The sequence below is a fragment of the Bartonella sp. AA18HLJMS genome (genome assembly GCF_042197245.1).
Taxonomy (GTDB): Bacteria; Pseudomonadota; Alphaproteobacteria; order Rhizobiales; family Rhizobiaceae; genus Bartonella.
The window spans coordinates 51,963-70,843 of the sequence record NZ_JBHIRP010000002.1 but is presented as its reverse complement, the minus strand read 5'-3'; the positions used below and the strand labels follow the sequence as shown (position 1 = coordinate 70,843).

15 protein-coding genes and 1 tRNA gene are annotated in these 18,881 nt (G+C 36.5%); 8 read left to right on the top strand and 8 right to left on the bottom strand.

What is annotated here, in order from left to right; genetic code table 11:
* From ACFINW_RS02090 to ACFINW_RS02065, 6 genes are all read right to left on the bottom strand, one after another.
* Positions 1-1,980, bottom strand: coding sequence for a heme lyase CcmF/NrfE family subunit (locus tag ACFINW_RS02090; protein ID WP_375673723.1), 1,980 nt, complete (start codon positions 1,978-1,980; stop codon positions 1-3).
* Between the two features lie 7 nt (positions 1,981-1,987).
* Positions 1,988-2,467 carry a cytochrome c maturation protein CcmE gene (gene ccmE / locus ACFINW_RS02085; RefSeq protein WP_375611160.1) on the bottom strand — a complete coding sequence of 160 codons (480 nt, stop codon included), beginning with the start codon at positions 2,465-2,467 and terminating at the stop codon, positions 1,988-1,990.
* A 72-nt stretch (positions 2,468-2,539) separates the two neighbouring features.
* Positions 2,540-3,310: a tetratricopeptide repeat protein gene (locus ACFINW_RS02080; protein WP_375612997.1), complete on the bottom strand. Its 771-nt coding sequence runs from the start codon at positions 3,308-3,310 to the stop codon at positions 2,540-2,542.
* Positions 3,311-3,544: 234 nt separating this feature from the next.
* A complete protein-coding gene (locus ACFINW_RS02075) occupies positions 3,545-4,963 on the bottom strand; it encodes an ATP-binding protein (RefSeq protein ID WP_375611158.1) in 1,419 nt (472 codons plus the stop codon).
* Complete coding sequence (locus ACFINW_RS02070; protein WP_375611293.1) at positions 4,963-5,628, bottom strand: response regulator transcription factor; 666 nt, start codon at positions 5,626-5,628, stop codon at positions 4,963-4,965. Before ACFINW_RS02070 ends, ACFINW_RS02075 begins: the two co-directional genes overlap by 1 nt.
* 21 nt (positions 5,629-5,649) lie before the next feature.
* Positions 5,650-5,886, bottom strand: a complete 237-nt coding sequence (locus ACFINW_RS02065) for a hypothetical protein (protein WP_375622279.1) — start codon at positions 5,884-5,886, stop codon at positions 5,650-5,652.
* Positions 5,887-6,233: 347 nt separating this feature from the next.
* Here ACFINW_RS02065 and ACFINW_RS02060 point away from each other — a divergent pair, with 347 nt between their 5' ends.
* From ACFINW_RS02060 to ACFINW_RS02045, 4 genes are all read left to right on the top strand, one after another.
* The gene (locus tag ACFINW_RS02060; protein ID WP_375640266.1) at positions 6,234-8,384 is read left to right on the top strand and encodes a transglycosylase domain-containing protein; all 2,151 of its coding nucleotides are present in this window, start codon (positions 6,234-6,236) and stop codon (positions 8,382-8,384) included.
* 17 nt (positions 8,385-8,401) lie between these two features.
* The gene (locus ACFINW_RS02055) at positions 8,402-8,998 is read left to right on the top strand and encodes a DUF1214 domain-containing protein (RefSeq protein WP_375620677.1); all 597 of its coding nucleotides are present in this window, start codon (positions 8,402-8,404) and stop codon (positions 8,996-8,998) included.
* Positions 8,991-9,530 carry a hypothetical protein gene (locus tag ACFINW_RS02050; protein WP_375620676.1) on the top strand — a complete coding sequence of 180 codons (540 nt, stop codon included), beginning with the start codon at positions 8,991-8,993 and terminating at the stop codon, positions 9,528-9,530. The genes ACFINW_RS02055 and ACFINW_RS02050 overlap by 8 nt, the downstream gene beginning before the upstream one ends.
* Before the next feature lie 531 nt (positions 9,531-10,061).
* Positions 10,062-10,847 carry a DUF1499 domain-containing protein gene (locus ACFINW_RS02045; RefSeq protein ID WP_375620675.1) on the top strand — a complete coding sequence of 262 codons (786 nt, stop codon included), beginning with the start codon at positions 10,062-10,064 and terminating at the stop codon, positions 10,845-10,847.
* 1,918 nt (positions 10,848-12,765) lie between these two features.
* Here ACFINW_RS02045 and ACFINW_RS02040 read toward each other — a convergent pair.
* Entirely contained in the window at positions 12,766-13,362 is a 597-nt protein-coding gene (locus ACFINW_RS02040) for a hypothetical protein (RefSeq protein ID WP_375673721.1), read from the bottom strand.
* Positions 13,363-13,616: 254 nt separating this feature from the next.
* On the opposite strand from ACFINW_RS02040, the gene ACFINW_RS02035 reads away from it, so the two are divergent.
* Genes ACFINW_RS02035 through ACFINW_RS02025 form a run of 3 tightly spaced genes read left to right on the top strand, consistent with a single transcriptional unit; the run spans position 13,617 to position 17,063 of the window.
* The gene (locus ACFINW_RS02035; protein WP_375673719.1) at positions 13,617-15,284 is read left to right on the top strand and encodes a peptidase domain-containing ABC transporter; all 1,668 of its coding nucleotides are present in this window, start codon (positions 13,617-13,619) and stop codon (positions 15,282-15,284) included.
* Positions 15,274-16,599: an HlyD family type I secretion periplasmic adaptor subunit gene (locus ACFINW_RS02030; protein WP_375620672.1), complete on the top strand. Its 1,326-nt coding sequence runs from the start codon at positions 15,274-15,276 to the stop codon at positions 16,597-16,599. Before ACFINW_RS02035 ends, ACFINW_RS02030 begins: the two co-directional genes overlap by 11 nt.
* Positions 16,599-17,063, top strand: a complete 465-nt coding sequence (locus ACFINW_RS02025; protein ID WP_375620671.1) for a toxin-activating lysine-acyltransferase — start codon at positions 16,599-16,601, stop codon at positions 17,061-17,063. Before ACFINW_RS02030 ends, ACFINW_RS02025 begins: the two co-directional genes overlap by 1 nt.
* A gap of 231 nt (positions 17,064-17,294) precedes the next feature.
* Here the strand turns inward: ACFINW_RS02025 and ACFINW_RS02020 are convergent.
* A tRNA-Gln gene (locus ACFINW_RS02020) sits at positions 17,295-17,369 on the bottom strand.
* Positions 17,370-18,250: 881 nt separating this feature from the next.
* On the opposite strand from ACFINW_RS02020, the gene ACFINW_RS02015 reads away from it, so the two are divergent.
* Positions 18,251-18,853: a superoxide dismutase gene (locus tag ACFINW_RS02015; protein WP_375620670.1), complete on the top strand. Its 603-nt coding sequence runs from the start codon at positions 18,251-18,253 to the stop codon at positions 18,851-18,853.
* The last annotated feature ends 28 nt before the right edge of the window (positions 18,854-18,881 follow it).

The following is an 18,881-nucleotide window of genomic DNA, read 5'->3' as shown; positions in this document are numbered from 1 at the left end:
TCAATGTCTTTTCCCAAAATTTAAAGCAAGCACTACCTTATTGTACATGCCAATGCGAAACCAATACCCCAGAAGAGAAAGACATCCCCCCATAGCCATCATGAATGCCCCTAACCAAATACATATTACATAAGGCTTCCACCATACGTGCACAACGAGACCCCGATTATCAATATGTCCCGGTACAATATATAGCTGTGATAAGCCATGATTTTTAAGACCAACTTCTGTTGTTGATGTATTTTGGCTTGAATAAAATCGCTTTGAGGCTGTTACATGACCTACAATGTTTTTATTTTCATATATTTTAAAATAAAACTCCATTGTCGAATAATTCGAACCAACACCATCATACACTGCATCAAAATGAAGCGTTTTATCCGCTATCGTCACCCTATCCCCTACGTTCATGATTAAAATACGTTCTTGCCCAAAACTTGCTACGCAAACAATACCAAATAATGTAACGCCTAATCCCATATGTGCTATTGCTGCACCAAAAGTAGACCATGGCAATCCAAGAAATCTCTTAACGCGTACTGAAAAAGCTCTCTTGCCATATCCACTCTTTCCCCATAGATCCGCTAAACTGCCTAAAAAAACAAACGCTGAAAGCCCAATCCCTAAAACTGCAAAAATATCACGCACAGATGTCGCATAGAATATTATAAAACAGACGATACCAACCAATACAAAAACAAACCACAAGCGTTCAAAAACTGCAAGAAAATCACCGCGTTTCCATGCCATCATTGTCCCAAATGGAACAAACAACAACAGCAAAACCATTAGCGGTCCACAGGTAAGGTTAAAAAAAGCAGCCCCTACAGAAATTTTTTGCCCTGTTAATATCTCAATAAAATAAGGATAAAGCGTACCAATCAATACTGTTGCTGTTATTGTTGTCAGTAACAAGTTATTTAAAACAATAAACCCTTCACGTGAAATTGGTTGAAAAAATCTTTCTGTTTTTAAAATAGGGGTACGCAAAGCAAAAAGAAGAAAAGCAGCTCCCGTAAAAAAAAATAAAAGAGCAAGAATTGCTTGCCCGCGTGCTGGATCAACAGCAAAACTATGAACAGAAACTAAAAGCCCAGAACGCACAAGAAAAGTTCCCATCAGAGAAAGGGAAAAAGTAAGCAGCGCTAAAAACAGAGTCCAACTTTTCAATATTTCTCGTTTTTCGAGAACAAGAGCAGAATGTAAAAGAGCCGTTCCTGAAAGCCACGGCATAAACGAAACATTTTCAACAGGATCCCAAAACCAATAGCCTCCCCATCCTAGCTCATAATAAGCCCAATAAGAGCCAACCATAATACCCAATGTCAAAAAACACCAAGAAAGTAAAAGCCACGGACGAATCCCACGCGCCCAAATTCTATCAACATGTCCCATAATCAATGCCGCAACGGCAAAAGAAAAACAAAGTGAAAAACCGACATAACCTAAATAAAGTAGCGGTGGATGAATTGCTAATGCGATATCTTGTAAAAGAGGATTGAGACCATTTCCCTGCAATGCTGGTGGATTTACGCGTAAAAATGGATTGGATACAAAAAGAATAAATAAAAGAAAAGCAGTTGTAATCCAACTTTGGCAAATTAAAACAAGCGTCTTAAAATCTTCTGGCAAATGTTGGCTAAAAAAAGCCATCAATGCGCTAAAAAAAGCAAGACTTAAAACCCATAACAACATAGAGCCTTCGTGGTTGCCCCAAACACCTGTAATTTTATAGAGCATCGGTTTTTCTGAATGAGAATTCTCAACAACGTTCAAAACAGAAAAATCAGATACGACATAAGCATAAATTATCACTAAAAAAGATAAAAGCAGTAATGTAAAAGTGATATATGTTAGAGGAACAACTGTTTGCATTAACAAACGCTCTCTCCACCAAAAACCTAAAGCAGGTAAAAATGCCCCTAATAAGCTTACTGAAAATGCTGCAGCTAAAAAAATATGACCCAGTTCGACAAGCACAATCGAATTATTTCTCCATAATGTAATGTTTTTTCAAACGATCAGCTGTTTCTTTAGGCATATAAGTTTCATCATGTTTTGCTAAAATACGCATCCCTATAAAAAAGCCCTGTTTATCGAAATGCCCTTCTACGATCACCCCCTGACCTTCACGAAAAAGATCCGGTAAGGCACCATTGAAAACTACTTTTTCATGTTTTTTGTTATCCGTTACAAAAAAAACAACGCCTCTCTCTCCAACATATTGAACAGTTCCCTTTTCAACAAAGCCACCCAAACGCAAAGGGCGCTCCGTTAAAATATCTTCTCTTGTAATTTCAGAGGGCATTCTAAAAAAACTGACCGCATGACGCATTGCATACACTATGAGACTTGCTGCAATTGTCATAACCAAACAACATAATAATATGATCAGTAAGCGCTTTTTTTTTCGCTGCTCTAAAATAACCTTCCATGAGGCAGAATTCTTTAAAGATTGACTGTTCATAGACACTCTGCGAAAAAATTTACGTTATAATTAAGTATCAATATTTTATTTTTTAAAAGCTTTGCACATCTTCTACATAGGTGCAAGATTTCTTTTCTTTGTATGCTCACTCGATAAATCACGTAACTGAATTATCATTTTTTTAACACGTGATTGTCCTGAAAAATTTTCAGGCATTGTGTCAAGAAAGCTTTGTAAAAATTGCACTGCCTGCGCAGTTTTTCCTGCTTGATGCAATGCATCAGCCAACAATAAACGTGGATAAAAATCTGTTGGCGCTAAATCTGCTGCTTTTTGAAAAGCATTTTGCGCTTCTTGCGTTATCACTCCCCCTTCATAACCAACCAATGCTAAACCGTATCCTACAAGCCTTGGAGCTGTTTCTCCATTCAAACGAAGTGCATCTAAATAAGTATTCACTGCTTCTTGAAAAAGGCTTTCTTCGAGATACCCTACCGCTAACGCATCTGCTAGCTTGCCATCATGAGGTGCACGGAAAAAAAGCACTTGTAAACGAATAAGCTTTTCTTGCTTACTAAGAGTTTGAGGATCCTTATCCATTAATTCGCTAAAAAAATAACTTTTCACTTCTGGATTGCCTGTCAGCCCATAAATATTCCATGTCATAAGGAGAACAAATAAGATACTTAAAGCCTTAAGAATATTTCTTTTTTTATAATGCATATAAAGCTTGTTAAACTCAATCATACGCTTATGGCTTCTATAACCACCCACGGTTTGAACTTTCCATTCTTTTTTTATCTCATCATCAAAACGTAGTGAAAGAAAAAGAACACTTGCCAGAAAAATCAGAAAAAATGCTGCAAAAATCAATAAGAGCATATCGTTTTTTTCCAATACGAACAGAGAATAACTCGCTTACATTTTATCCTCTTCATGAGAAAAGTGATGTGAATTAATAAAAATTCATTTTTTCATGGAGAATATTATAAAATCTATTATATATATCAATTAAACAAAGAAACTAAAAACAATGTTTCCCTACTCTTTGATGTATTATCTGAAAATACTGCTTTACAAACTTTATAGATATTTCTTGCTTAAGGAGAAAATATGTTATTCTCCCATCTTAGGTAATAAAACTTTTGCATACAACCCACCCAAATCAGAACGTGATAAAAAGAGATTGCCACCATATTCACTGACCATATCTGAAACAATTGCTAACCCTAAGCCTGACCCTAGTTTACTTTCATTAAACCGCCGCCCTCTTTTTAATGCTTCATCAATTTTGTCTTCTGTTAAACCAGGACCATCATCTTCTACAAAGATACTAAAATATTCTGTTTCTTCAGCATTTTCTTCTAAACAACAAGAGATCAAAACCTTTGCGCGAGACCACTGAGTAGCATTTTCAATCAAATTCCCTATAATTTCTTCTAAATCTTCCTTCTCTCCAGAAAAAACAATATCATCAACATCCATAATAAATTGAATTTGTTTTTCAGGATTAAGCTTTTTCATAACCCGTACCAAGCGTTCAAGCACACTGCGAACAGACGTATGATAGACAACACTATCGCATTGTGCTGCAATCCGCGCACGCTGAAGATAATGATTGATTTGAGCTTGCATTATTTGCGTTTGCTCTCTCAACAAACTAGCCTTTTCTCCGCGCATCTTATCTGTCTCATTCATAATCACGGATAGAGGCGTCTTCAATGAATGCGCGAGATTACCAACCTGTGTGCGAAATCGCTCGATAATACGCTGATTATTATTAATGAGAGCATTCATCTCTTGTACAAGCGGCATCACTTCGCTTACTAAATCCGTATTCACATAATGAACTCTTCCTTCGCGAATATCATTCAATGCACGTCGAATAAGCTTCAACGGTTGAAAACTAAAGAAAATAATAGCAATATTAATAAGAACACTCCCGATACCGAAACTCCAAAGAAAAATTTGCAAAGTTCGCTTAAATTCCTTTACCTGGGCATGAGCTTCATCGATATTCCCAACAAGCCGAAAACGTGCAATATGATTTTTATTATCAAGAACAACATCACTCTCAATCACTTGTAGCTTTTGACCATTGTTCCCCGTTATCCGATAAGAGCGAAAGAATTTATTGTCAAAAGGTATATCAACATCACTTGGTGTAAATATCTCGCCTGTTCCCAATGAGGGAGATGTCAATCTTCCTTTTAAATTATGGGATATCGCAACAACTTCCCAATACCATCCTGTTGTTGGATCAGAATAACGAATATCATCAATCCCAGCCCCTCCTATCAAAGTACCTTCCGATGACACCGTCACTGTTGCAATAAGACTGTAGAGTTGAGCAGAAAGGATACGCTCTAGGCTTTGTTCAGTCGAACGCTTATAAAATAAAATACTTACTGCAGAAATCGATAAAAGAGAAATAACAACCCATAATGTTGATAAGATCATAACACGTAAACTGAGAGATCGAGTAATTACAAAAAAGAACCTCCTATACCAATTATTCTCTTCAAAAACATTCATTAATCACCTCGCGTTCTCACGCGATATCCCATTCCTCGAATAGTTTCAATCAAATTCACTCCAAGCTTTTTCCGTAACCGACCTACAAAGACTTCCACCGTATTCGAATCCTTATCAAAATCCTGATCATAAAGATGTTCAGTAAGCTCTGTTCTTGAAATGACCCTGTCACAATGATGCATGAGATACGAAAGCAGTCTGAATTCATAAGATGTTAGTTTAATCAATTGACCATCCACAAAAACACGAGACGTCTTTGTATCCAACAAAACATTTCCGCAACATAATGCACTTGTCGCATGTCCCGTAGTGCGACGAATTAATGCTCGCAAGCGCGCCATCACTTCCTCCAAATGAAATGGCTTCACAACATAATCGTCAGCTCCAGCATCAATACCGTGCACCTTATCAGACCAACGGTCTCGCGCCGTTAGCATTAAAACAGGCATGGAGAGCCCTTCTTGACGCCACTTTTCAACAACACTAATACCATCAATCTGCGGTAAACCTATATCAAGTATCACCGCGTCGTAAGACTCTGTGCTCCCTAAAAAATAAGCCTCTTCACCATCGAAAGCACTATCGGAAACATATCCTGCACGTCTTACAGCTTCTGCTAATTGATGGTGAAGATTCCGATCATCTTCAACGATTAAGATACGCATCACAACACCATCTGCTAAAGACTAATCAGCAGGAACAAAAAACTCAACACGACGTAACTTTTCACCATTACGGGCTGGTACAACAACTACAATTGCACACATGTCCTTTCCATCCTGAACAACCGGTTTTGAACGGACGAGAACCCCGCTCTCTTGCGCGGCAGCCTTCTTACCTACTTCAGCACACCCAGAAGCTAGAACAGAATCTGCTTCTAAAAAAGCTGCTATTATTACGAATAAGAATTTTTTTTTCATCATAAATATTTCAATAACCCATCTCTTCTCTTCCTTGATAAAGGGTAAAAGAAATAATGGTTTTTTTTTGGTCGATTAAAAAATCACAAATGGAAATAATTTATCCTCTATCTTACAGAATAACATATTAACATTACTCCAAATTTTTAAAAAATCAAAAAAATATTTTTAATAATGAGAATAAAATTTATTCAATAAAATAATAAAATATTAATATACTATCTTACAAAAAATGAATAATTCTAAAACAAATTCTTTCTCTGTTAGAACTATAGAAAAAAAATACTTCTACTCCATATAATTATTGTAGATTTGTTTGGTTGTATTGCTTTGCCATAGGCTCTCTTTAAATGTTTGATTTTTTTAAAAAAAAGAAAGGGCAACACCGTAAGCCATTCCATAGTCCTGCTCTCATTGAATTAGACGCACGATTAGACACAGCGCTTTATCACATTCGTTCTGCTAACAGTTTTTTCTGGAAAAAGGCAAAAATCGTCTCACAAAATTTTCATCTTCAAGGATGGAAACGTTTTATCGTTGAAGTTCTCGATGAAATACTGACATTAGGGTTGATGGGATTTACTCTTTTCACTATTTTGGGCATTTCTGTTTTTGAACTGACCAAAACAGATTGGTCTTCTCCTAAAAACTTTTCCATTCTTTTTCTAGATCGCTATGGAAATTCCATTGGGCACCGTGGTGCACTGCCGGCAATCTCTGTCCCCGTTGAAGAAATGCCTGACACTGTCATTAAAGCGGTTCTCGCTACAGAAGACCGTCGTTTTTTTGATCATTGGGGCATTGATTTTCAAGGACTTACACGGGCAATTTCACAAAATATGCAAGCTAAAGGTGTGGTGCAAGGTGGTTCAACTCTCACACAACAATTGGCTAAAAATTTATTTTTAACAAACGAAAGAACCATAACACGTAAAATCAAAGAAGCTTATCTTGCTCTTTGGCTAGAAGCAAATTTTAGCAAAAAGCAGATTTTACAACTTTACCTTGACCGAGCCTATATGGGAGGAAACAATTTTGGTATTGCCGCAGCGGCAAAATTTTATTTTGGAAAAAACATACGTCATGTCTCTTTAAGTGAATCTGCTATGTTAGCAGGACTCTTTAAAGCTCCAACAAAATATGCTCCTCATAGTCATCTCTTTGCAGCTCAAACACGTGCCAATATCGTCCTTTCTAATCTTGTTAATAGTGGCTTTATGACGAAGAGCCAAATTATCAATGCGCATCGCCACCCTGCTAAGGCACTTCCCCAAAGAGAAAATAATCAGCCAGATTATTTTCTTGATTGGGCATTCGAGGAAGTCAAAAAAATGCGTAATCAACTTCCAAGCCATAGTTTAATTATTCAAACGACCCTTGATCCGAATATTCAAAAAGCAGTAGAAGAATCAATTGCATATCATTTACATCAATATGGTCAACAATATCGTGTAACACAAGCAGCCACCGTTATACTCGATAATAACGGTGCGGTATGTGCAATTGTTGGAGGACTAGATTACAAAAAGAGCCAATTTAACAGAGCAACACAGGGCGGTCGACAACCTGGTTCTTCATTCAAACCTTATGTTTATGCAGCCGCAATGGAACATGGATTATCACCCTCAACAATCGTTCTAGATGCTCCCATCAATTGGGGAGGTTGGACACCCAAAAATAATTCTGGTCGTTATCTGGGAAAAATTGACTTAGCAACAGCTTTAGCCTTTTCCATTAATACAGTCCCTGTTTATCTCACCTACCAATATCTTAACCGCGATACCCAACCTATCATAGATCTCATTAAAAATATGGGGATTAACGCGCATATTTTATCACACAAAACGATGGTTCTTGGCACTTCCAACATGACCCCCATGGATCAAGCTACAGGCTTTAATGTCTTTGCCAATGGAGGAATAGCGGGTAATCGTCATGGGTTTACGCAAATCAAAACAATTGATGGTCGTGTTGTGTGGGATTTCGAACATAACGGAAAAAAACTACACCGAGTTCTGAGTGAACAATCAGCAGCTTATATGAATCAAATGATGGTGGGTGTCACAACACGAGGATCTGGTAAGCGTGCTGCGTTGCCCATGACTCTTGTCGCTGGGAAAACTGGAACATCACAATCTTATCGTGATGCTTGGTTTGTTGGCTTTACGGGAAATTATACGGGAGCGGTATGGATGGGAAATGATAATTTTTCACCGATGAATCGTGCTTTTGGGGGTGGCGTTCCTGCCATGATATGGCATCGTATCATGCTTGCTGCGCATCAAAATATTATGCTCAAACAGCTCTATGGTGTTAAAGATTCTCTCCTTCCTTATCAGCCTCCAGTACTTTCTTCCCGTGTAGATTCTGAAGTTCCTTCCCCAATACCCTCTACGCTTTCTCCTGAAACATTAAATATCGTGCGATTGATTAACAAAGATCTGAAAAAACCATCTGCAATTTCTTTGAAGATGAAAACAACTGGAGATTCAACATTTTGAATTCAAGATATTCACTGATGTTTTTTAATATCACCATTTTCTTTTTTATCTTCGCTTTTTCCATTTTATGTGGAACACTGAGTGTCGATTATGTGCTCAATTCCTTTCCTCATTTTGGACTCTTTAGAATTGGAAAATGGAGTGCTTATCCCCAAATGGGAACCGCCAATATGGATCCTTATACCCGCGCCCGCACCGCTAAACAAGGCATTGTTTCACTCGGACGAACTGAAGGTATTCAATTCCAGATTTGGCAAGATAACCAAGGGCGTCCACTTCATCATCACTGTCATTATTTACTCAAAGGCACCATCCCTGAAACCCGTCTTTTTACCCTTTATACAGCTGACAAATCCCTAAAACCCTATACTTCATCCAAAGAAATACCTTTTGAACTCCACACGAACGCTATTATTTATGAGCATGATGGCTCATTGCGCATTAATATTTCACCCACACCGCAAACCGGCAATTGGCTTGCAACAGTTAGTCAAAAAGAATTCGGGCTTATTCTTACCTTATACGATACCTCAATCATCTCTGCAACGGCATTACAAAAGCTTACAATGCCATCAATAGAACAAATTCCATCAGGACAAATAAATTGTGACTAGATTTATTCATACCGCACTTCTTGCAATCATTGGCGCTATTATCGTTCATATTTGCGTTCTCTTTCTGATCCCCTATTGGGCACAAGATAATATATGGACAGCACTAAAAAAATCTGGAACCTCTTATCAATTTGTCGATTTTACGCCCAATAATCCTATTCAGCAATCTGCTGATCCACTCTTTCTTCTTAAAGTCTGCAGATTTAATCTTGAAAATGGACCTGTTCATTTAAAAGCTTTGAAAACACAACAATTTTGGTCACTAGCAGCCTACACACACGACGGAATTATTTTCTATAGCCTTAATGACCGAACAGCCCCTGATGCGACACTTGATCTTATCATTGGAAAACCAATACAAATCATAGAACTCAAAAAATCAAAACCTAAAAAAAATGCCAATTCAGTTTTGGTTGCTAAAAATTTGAATGAAGGGTTTGTTATTTTACGTATTTTTGTCCCTTCTTCCCTTGCAAAAAAAGAAAGTGAAGCTTTTCTTTCATCTGCAACCTGCCGCATATTTTATGAATAAAAACGGACTAACCTCTCATTTGTACAACACCTTCCTTTCTATAAAATACATAAAGCCTATCAAAATGGTTATCTTTTTTCTCTATTAATCAAATATTCGAATTCAGATTTATCTGATTGTAGATCCCTAAATTTTTTATTGAGGTAGAATGAAATCTCTATTGCACATCATCATATCCTATTTGAGACGCATTATCTGACAGAAAAAACTCCCCGCCATTAGAAGAGAAAAATCAAGAGTAAAGTTCTAAAAATATATGCTGCTAACAACCGTAGAACTTGTTATTTGAGTTTATTTCTTTTTATTTACAAACATTCCCATAAAATTCGCATCAATGACATGATAAATTATAGAAGAAATACTGATCACTTTCAATGAAGTGCTAAAATAACCGCTGGAAACTTATAAGACATTACACATCCTTGACCTCAAAAATAAGTGCTTTATTTTTGGTTTATGAGCAGAAGCTTTTTGTAAGATAGCACTCTGAAAAAACTTGGCTTATAGTTTACAATCGAGGGGAAAAACTTCATGAAGAAGAGATATGTTCGGTTCGTTTCAAGAGCAGCAGTATGGTCCCCTCGATTTGGTGGATTGTCGTTCTTTATTTTATTATTTTCAGTCATTTTACAACGTTTTTCCGTCATTAACGTAACTGACTTCATAATTTTGATCGGAATCTCTACTGGCTGTGTAATTATTTCTCTTTTTCTGGCTATTAAAGCACTTCATAGTTTGTGGGTCTATGGTGCTCTAGGGGGAATGAAAGCTTTAAAAGGGATCATTTATTCGTTGATAACAGCCACACCATTGATGCTCTTTTTTGGACTTTGGTTTACCTTACCGGCTCTTTACGACGTTTCTACCGATACACAAAGACCACCGGCTTTTTTTCGCACAATACGTCCCAGCGATGCTTTACCACTCAAAAGTGTTTTGACTGAACAAGCAGCAATACAGATGTCACAATGGCCAGAAATATCGGGGCGCCGTTATGATGGCTCACCTGACCGTATTCGCGAATCCGTTCTTAATGTTTTAGCAGCCTATGATTGGCCTGTTGTGGCTCAACGAGAGTTTAAAGGTGAAGAAAATGCGCTTTATATTGAAACAATGGCAAAAACTTTTTACCTTGGTTTTATTTCAGACATTGTGATACGCTTAACCAATGAAGGGGATACAACTTTTGTTGATATGCGTTCTGCTTCTCGTTATTTGCTAAGAGATTTGGGAACGAATGCTGCTTTTATTATCGATTTTATGGATGCCCTTGATACAGAAATCGCCTCACTTCCTCTCTCACAAGACGATGAATAACAATCTAAGAGAAATAAGGCATTTTATTTCATAAAAGTTGCCTATTTTTCAATAAATCATGATACATAAGCAAACAATCACTTTTCAAAAACTATAAATTGATAATCCTTATACAAAAGATAATAATCTCAAAACAACCCATGCTTGAAATAATGAAAAAGATTAAAAAAATAGGAAATAAAAAACAGAAATATTGATAATAATATTAAAGTCTCTGTCTAACTGTAATCAGTAAATATTTTTTAAAGTTTAATATTATATAAAAATAATAACTTATTTTTTATAAATAACTCTACAAATAACACCTTATAATTATATTTTTAAAATAATATAACAACTTGATTTTATATTATTTTAAAATTCCCATATATTCAATTAATAAATTTGCAGCATAATATAATATAAAAAACCTAATTGTTGTTAATATTGTCCTTTTTATACTCCAGTTCTTACCTTTAAATCTATTGTAAAAAAACATGCAAAGTCCAAATCCAATTGCTGTCATTAAGGAGCTAGTAAAAGTATGCATAACAAAAAATCCAGACTGAAATTTCATCTACTTTATGAATGATTTAAGAGAGAGAGCAATAGAGTATAATTCAAATAATAAACTTAACTTAATTAAATATAATTTTATATATAAACAATCTTTATAAAATTCCCATATATTTAACTAATAAAATTCCAAAATAATATAATATAAAAAACATAATTGTTGATAATATTTTCCTTTTTATACTCCAGTTCTTACCTTTAGATCTATTGTAAAAAAAAATTGAAAATCCATATATAAACGTTACCAATAAGGCGCCAGTAAAATTATTCATAACAAAAAAATCCAAAATAAAATATCTATTGTCTTAAACAAAAATATCCCTGAAATCAGTTTAGCCATAGCTTTAAAGTATGTTTACGATATCACTGATCTCAGAAATATCTTTATCGTTATTTTCTAAATAAATTAGAAACAGTGTTCTTCCACTTTACGGATGGCATTGATTGTACTTATCTATCAAACCGATAGGCAGCTCCTAATAATCCGCCTCCTACTACTCTAGGTAGACCAGCTACTGCACCCAGCCCCTCCTCCTAATAAAGGGCTCCCACGAGACCGCCTGTGCCTACTGTTTGAGCATAAGAGCCTGCGCTACAACCATCTTATTCTGGAAAAAGCCAACTTTTGGGATGTGAGTTACTACTTTAATCATCTGATGATGCATGCTATTTAGCAAAAAAATCAAATATAATTTGTAAAATGTATAAATTATGATAAATAATAAAATGCTGATAATAACGTAATTCTATATTATTTTAAAATTCCCGTATATTCAATTAATAAATTTGCAGCATAATATAGTATAAAAAACCTAATTGTTGATAATATTTCCATTTTTATACTCCAGTTCTTACCTTTAAATCTATTGTAAGAAAACATTAAAAATCCATATATAAACGTTGCCAATAAAGAGCCAGTAAAAGTATGCATAAAAAAAATCCAGACTGAAATTTCAACTACTTTATGAATGATTTAAGAGAGAGCAATAGATTATAATTCAAATAATTATAATTTTATATATAAGCAATCTTTATAAAATTCCCATATATTTAACTAATGAATTTCCAGCATAATATAATATAAAAAACATAATTGTTGATAATATTGTCCTTTTTATACTCCAGTTCTTACCTTTAAATCTATTGTAAAAAAACATGCAAAATCCAAATCCAATTGCTGTTACTAAGGAGCCAGTAAAAGTATTCATAACAAAAAATCCAAAATAAAATATCTATTATTACACACAAAAATATCCCTGAAATCAGTTTAGCCGTAGCTTTAAAGTATGTTTACAATATCACTGATCTCAGAAATATCTTACTAGCTATTTTCTAAATAAATTAGAAACAGTGTCCCTCCACTTTACGGATGACATTGATTGTACTTATCTATAAAACCACTAATAGCTCCTCCTAATCCGCCTGCTACTGCTGTTTCCGGACCACCTAATAAACCAATTAATGCTCCTGCGCCTCCCTTTATGGCCGCTGTTTCGACATAATCGCTTACTTCACAACTTGGATTCGGATGGCATTCATTGTACTTATCTATAAAACCGTCAGCCGCTCCTCCTAATCCGCCTATTGCTGCTCCTTCCGGACCAAATAATGCACCAGATGCTAGTCCTATGCCTCCGTGTATGGCAGCTGCTTCAACATAATCGCTTGTTTCACAACTTGGTGCCGTATAGCATGCATTGTATTTATCTACCACAGCGTCACCAGCTCCTGCTAGTCCACCTCCTATTGCTCCATTGACAAAGCCAGAACCGACACCTCCCGGTCCAGAAAAAAGACCTCCAACGGCACCAGCAATACCTCCTATTAATTCTCCTACGATGCCACCTGCACCTGCTGCTTGGGCATGAGCGCCTGCGCTACAATCATCTTCTTCTGGAAAAAGCCAACTTTTTGGATGTGAGTTACTACTTGAATCATTTGATGAGCTTGAACTACCCATTTAAATCCTCCTTTTATTATTAAAAATAACTGTATCACAACGATACAGTGGGAATTTCATTATTGTTCATTTTAGCAAATGTAAAATATAATTTGTATAAATAACAATAAAAATACTGTATAAATAAAATATACATTTTGTTTGTATTGCATACATACAAAATGTATATTTTGTATAAATATAATACTATTTACAATACTGTTTAAATATGCGACATCCATCGCTCTTTCTCTTAAACAAAATCATAAATTCAAATGAGTCATTCACAAGAAAAACCTGTATCATTCTCTTGGTTTACAAGAACAACAAAGAAATATATTTATTATGTCATCGAACTCAGTTGCGTTGCTGTTGTTTTGCGCTTACTTGGCTTGGTGAATCCTTTTATTTTTCAAGCGATTATCGACCGTATTCTCCCTTTTCAACGTATTGAAAGTCTCTATGCTATCGTTGTCTTGATGGTTGCTATTATGCTGTTTAGCACGGCTCTTAGCAGTCTATCAGGCTACTTAGGTGCTTATTTAGCCAATCGGCTTACATTAGAATTTGGGCGGCGCATTTACAGCCATCTGTTAAGTCTTTCCTTGCCCACTTTACGCCGTTGGCAAGTAGGAGAATTGTTTTCACGTATTGGAGAAGTTGATACAATTCGCGGTTTTTTAACAGGAACCATCGCCACAACTGTGCTAAATGTTCTCTTTGCCATTATTTATATTGTTGCACTCTTTTCCATTAGTCCGAAACTGACCTTCATTGTCCTTATCATTTTACCTTTACAAATGGGTTCTTTAGCGTTGGTCGGTCCCTTCTTGCGCCGCCAATTACGCCGTTCTTTCACTCTGCAAGCTGTCCATAAATCGCGCCTTATTGAAAGTTTTACCAATCTTGAAGCCATTAAAGCACATGTAAAAGAATCTGCTCATACGATACGCATGCAAGAAACTTTAGCTCGTAGTTTAGATCAAAGCCTTACAACCAGTAAATTGCATCTTCTCAATGGAGCCATGAGCCATATTTTTGGTGATCTTTTCACTATTTTTATTATCTTTTTTGGTGCTCAGGCAGTTCTTCAAAACCAGATTACGCTAGGGCAACTTATTGCCTTTCATCTCCTCGCTGGAAATGTTTCTGGTCCTATCTTAAGCCTTGCATCCCTATGGAAAGAATGGCAGCATTTGAAAATCTCTCGTCTTCGTTTGGGCGATATTCTTAACTCCCCTTCAGAATGGGAAGAAGAAAAGCCGCCTCTTCAACTCAGCGCTCCTCCTCATCTTGAAGCCAACGATCTCTGTTTTTCTTATGGAGATAAATCCATTATCAATCATCTTGATGTCTGTTTACAACCTGGGCAACCAATTATGTTACTTGGTCCTTCAGGGTGCGGAAAAACAACCTTGGCGAAGCTCCTTTGTGGACTCTACCCCCCAACAAGCGGGAAGATATTGATTAACGCCCAACCTTTACAGAATTTTGATGTCCGTAGCGTGCGTGAAACAATCGCGTACTTTCCTCAAAATCCTTGCCTTTTTTCCGGAACCATTCTTGAGAATATGCTTCTTGCTAAACCAGATGCCACTAAAGATGAAATTGACGCTGCACTATATGTTAGTGCTTGCCATGATTTGATTGCTCAGTTGCCTCTAGGACTCCATACTCAAGTAGGAGAGCAAGGTGGTTTTTTATCGGGTGGTCAGCGCCAACGCTTGGCTTTGGCTTGTTTCTTTCTGATAAACCCAAGCCTGCTTATTTTAGATGAACCTACTTCCGCATTGGATGACACTGTCAGTGCACAAATTGTTGAGCATTTATATAAACTTTCACAAGATCGTATTGTTCTTGTTATTACCCACAAAAGTGACCTCTTTCCTCAGCATGCAAACGTCTTAAACTTTACTGATTTGGAGGCAAAAAATGGCAGATAAAGCTCCCTATTTGCGCCCTTTGTCACCAACGCTTCATATGGTTGTTGCTGTTTTGGTCACCTTATTTCTCTTTATTGTGATCGGCAGCTTTATCGCAAAAACAGAGATTGTTGCACGGGGGCAAGGAAGTGTTATTCCCACCGCTTACGTTCAGCTGGTCCAAGCGCAAAATACAGGACGCATTGAGAAAATCCTTGTAAAAGAAGGGCAATTTGTTCATCAAGGGGATCTCCTTATTCAATTAGATCCCCGTGAAGCCCTCAATGAGTGCGCACGTGTTCAAGCAGATATCGCGCAACAAACCCTTCAAGCACAAATCGCAACAGCTATTTTAACAGCTTTGCATGAAAGTGATCCTTTGGATAAAGATTTTGTGACCAAAGGACTTGCCTATCTGCCAGTTCCTCCTTCTGGCAACACGACTGCAAGAATAGAAGGGGAAAAACTCATTAGCGCTGCCCTTCAATCTCTCCAAGATAAATTAAGAGCGCTAAAAGCACAAGCGGACCGCGTCGAGCGCAGCGGTGCAACACAACATGCGCAATTAGATAGGTTGGAAGATGATCGTCAATTAAGCCAAGGAAAATTAAAGGCTGCAAAAAGCCTAATGGAAACAAAAGTCATCAGCCAAGCGGTTTATTTAGAGCGTTTACATGATTTTAAAAATGTCGAGCATGAAATTTTAACCAATCAAAGACGTTTGGAAGAAAATGCCGCCGAAATCAATACCCTTCGCCAACAACGGAAAAGTCTCATTTCCGATGAAATCGCCCGCTATCGCCAACTTTCGCGTGAAACAGAACTGAATCTTCAAGGATTAAAAGCAAAGCTTGATAGCACTCAATACCATCTTGACCACTTATCACTCTATGCGCCTGTTGATGGACGTATCGATGATTTAAGTATCCATACTTTGGGCGGCTTTGTAGAAGCTGGTAAAACGCTTATGCGTATTGTCCCTGATGCAGGTGGTCTCATTGTTGAAGCGTTTTTTGATAATCGAGATATTGGTTTTTTAGAAAAGGGTCAACGTGCTTACATCAAGTTTTCTGCCTTTCCACCTGAACGTTTCGGTGTTATCCACGGTACAGTCGTTAATGTAGGCGCTACAGCGCGCTATAATAAAGAAATTAATGGTGTCTATGCTGTTTTAATAAAAATTGACCAAGATCACATCACTTTGAATAACAAACATCTTAAATTTATCCCTGGCATGACTGTGGCAACGGATGTCATTACCTCAAAACGGCGTCTCATTTCTTATTTCTTTGAACCTATCACCAAAGTTTTAGAACAATCTCTAAAGGAAAGATAATGTCTGTAAATGAAAATTCATCACCATCATTCATAGACCCTCTTACAGCGTTAGGAGCTATGGTTGTTTTAATGCTTACATCTCCCTTATACCGCCGCTGGCGAATCTGGGATATCGAACGAAATTTAGGACCAGCTTTACAGACTGGGCAATACAAGCTCTATAAAAATGAACGTGGAGAATTTTGTGCCTTTATCACTTGGGCTTTTTTAGATGAGAAAAATCATCAATCTATGCTTGATAAGGGAGAATTTTTACCTGATGCCAATTGGCAGAATGGAAAATACGTATGGTTTATTGATTGTGTAGCACCCTATGGCCATACTGCTCATATTGTACGCGATATGCAACGAAATATATTTCCTGATCAGCGTTATTGTTATGCTGTACGACGTAATGAAGATGGTGGAATGCGAAAAATTGCACGCTGGTGTTGCTGTAGAGCGCAAAATCCAGCCAAATAGTTTTTCTAAAGCAAGTGCGCATCAATCATTTACCCCTCGTCTTATAGAAAAGAATCTTTTAAAAGAGCTCTTTAAGCGATAGCTATAGCAAGAGAACCTTACCATATTTAGAGCTAACCCGCTACAAATAGGTGTTTTTCAGCTTACAAAACTTGCTATGAATAGCAACAGACGGTTAAGGGGATTGATCCACTCTCAAGCTGAAATTTGATTAACTAATTTCACTAGAATTGGCTGGGGTACCTGGATTCGAACCAGGGAATGCCGGTACCAAAAACCGGTGCCTTACCGCTTGGCTATACCCCAAAAAAACACGCTTTATAGCGACTCTTGCACCTTATAGCGATTCCTGTGATTGGACGCAATATCTGAAAATCAAAGACTTTACTTTTTTATCATAAATTTCTGAGTTTTGTATGGCATTGCCATCGATACAAATTCGTAGCAGAAACTGATATACAGTTGTGATTTTAATATAAGTAGGAACCATTTATCCATCAATTATTTTACTCTTTGTATTGATTTTCTAGGAACAGAAAATGAAAATCTTGCAGTTTACTCATGTATCTAATAAATTTGCATATGATTTACTTTTCTTGATATATTAAAATCTCATCTTGCTCAATTTAAGAAAAAAGCTGTCACCACATTGGCAACCGGTAAGTGTGTGATAGTGCTGCTGTGCTCTTGCATTAAGCATAAAGATGGTAATGTCCACTAATTTTTACATTATATTATTCATGGGTAGCACCATAAAATGAAATCAAGCACATTGAAAAATATTTCCTAAAAATAACACTTAATATTCTGTTGAAAACATTATGATACACCAATAAACTGGAAAAGTTTTGCAAAAATTAAAAACATTTTAATTTTATATGGTATTTGAAAAAATAGAGATACCAAAACAAGGAATAATCGCTATTTCCATTTACTTTTTATTCAAAAGATAATGATATTTATTACCCACTCATAGATGTAAAAAAATCTTCAGAAGCAATCTTTATGTAGACCAATACCCTTTTTGATTGATGAATATACACTTCCTAAAAGCTTCTTTTACAAAAAGACAGACATTAAAACTAATTTCATACAAACTAGGTATTCAACATTTGCTTTTAAATGCGGTAAATGGCAAATTAGGCTTATGAAATAAGCTTAACAATTAGAATCGAGGAGATTTTTAAATGGCTTTTGAATTGCCCCCATTGCCTTATGATTACGATGCCCTTTCGCCTTATATGTCACGCGAAACGCTTGAATATCATCATGATAAGCATCACCTCGCTTATCTTACCAACACCAATAATTTTGTGAAAGAGTTAGGCTTAGAAAATGAAAGCCTTGAAGATATTGTTAAAAAAAGTTTTGGAAAAAATATTGGTTTGTTTAATAATGCAGCGCAGTATTACAATCATAACCACTTTTGGCTTTGGATGAAAAAAAATGGTGGTGGCCAAAAACTTCCTGAAAAGTTAGCAAAAGCTATTGACGCTGATCTAGGTGGTTACGACAAATTCCGCGCTGATTTTATTGCTGCTGCTAGTGCCCAATTTGGTTCTGGATGGGCGTGGGTTGCTGTTAAAGATGGCAAGCTTGAAATTATGAAAACGCCTAATGGTGAAAATCCCTTAGTGCACAACGCTTGCCCTATTTTGGGTGTTGATGTGTGGGAACATTCCTATTACATTGATTACCGCAATGCTCGACCGAAGTACCTCGAATCCTTTGTAGACCATTTAATTAATTGGGACTATGTTTTGAAACTTTATGAAGAATGTGAATTTTAAACTGTCTCAATAATTTTTTAGTGTATGA